This is a genomic window from Cellvibrio sp. OA-2007 (assembly GCF_000953825.1).
Classification (GTDB): Bacteria; Pseudomonadota; Gammaproteobacteria; order Pseudomonadales; family Cellvibrionaceae; genus Cellvibrio.
Map to the genome: position 1 here is coordinate 1 of NZ_BBUL01000031.1, position 1,246 is coordinate 1,246.

Below are 1,246 nucleotides of genomic sequence, written 5' to 3' on the forward strand. Positions count from 1 at the left end.
TCCCCCGCCCACCCTTGTATCTTGTTCTCATTGGTGGTTAGCTACCACCAATTGAGGTGAAGACCAGCTTGTGCCCACCCTTAAGGCTCGACCTTGGAAGGTAGATCAAGCCCTTCACCTCGTTCCACACCATACCAAACACTGGACGGTAGCCAAGGGCTCTGACCCTGTATGCACAAGGAGAGTGGGTGTGATGATCGAGAACACAAGGAGAGTCTATGTTTTACCTAGGCGTGGATGTTGCCAAAGCCAAGCTTGATTGCATGCTGCTCGATTCATCGAATGGCAAATTGAAGTCGAAGTCGATTACGAATACCCCTGCCGGCTTTGTCCAGCTGCTGGAATGGCTAGATAAGCAGAAGGCTGGCAATCCGCATGTTGTGATGGAACCGACCGGGACTTACCATGAGGCCGCCGCGCTGGCCTTGGCCGACGCTGGCTTGGTGGTGTCATTCGTGAACCCCGCGCAGGTGCGCGCGTTCGCGCAAGGCCTGGGTGTCAAGACCAAGACCGACAAGCAAGACAGCACGGTGCTGGCTAAATTTGGCGCCACCCAAAAGCCTGACGCCTGGCAGCCCCCATCGCAATCAGCCCGTCGTCTCAAGGCGCTGCTGACACGCCGTGATGCCGTCGCTGACGACTTACAGCGCGAGCGTAACCGCCAAGAAGCCAATAACTTCAGTCTTACTCCTGAAGCGGTGAGCGAGTCGATTGCACAATCGATAGCCTTCCTCGAAACTGAACTCAATCGGCTCGAGAAGATGATTGCGTCGCACATCGACAACGACCCAGACCTTCGCGACAAAAAGGACCTCCTGGAGACCATTCCAGGTGTGGGGCCAAGGGTAGCAATCCACATGACCACGCTGTTTGCAGGGCGAACGTTTGATAGTGCCGAACAGTTGGCAGCCTACCTCGGCCTGGTGCCTGTGGAACGGCAATCCGGCACCTCAGTGCGCGGCCGCCCTCACATGTCCAAGGCAGGCCCTGCCCATCTGCGCAAGGTGCTGTACATGCCCGCCGTCGTCGCACGACGTTGCAATCCGCATATCAAGGCGCTCAATGAGCGTTTGCTTGCCAAGGGCAAATCCAAGATGGCTGCTATCGGCGCTGCCATGCGCAAGCTGGCGCACCTGTGCTATGGCGTCATCCACACCGGCAAGCCCTACGACCCAAAATTTGCGGCTTAGGGCTTGACGGGCAAGACGGTATCTACGGTTTACCTCAATTCGGGTTTAACCTATAC

General features: G+C 56.8%; 1 protein-coding gene. It reads left to right on the plus strand.

Annotated features, from left to right (window positions below; translation table 11 throughout):
• The first annotated feature begins 218 nt into the window (after positions 1-218).
• Positions 219-1,190 carry an IS110 family transposase gene (locus AWU77_RS02110; protein WP_062058554.1) on the plus strand — a complete coding sequence of 324 codons (972 nt, stop codon included), beginning with the start codon at positions 219-221 and terminating at the stop codon, positions 1,188-1,190.
• Positions 1,191-1,246 lie beyond the last annotated feature (56 nt).

Excerpts from the sequence above, each read along its gene's own strand:
- AWU77_RS02110 (WP_062058554.1), top strand. The coding sequence starts at position 219 with ATGTTTTACCTAGGCGTGGATGTTGCCAAAGCCAAGCTTGATTGCATG.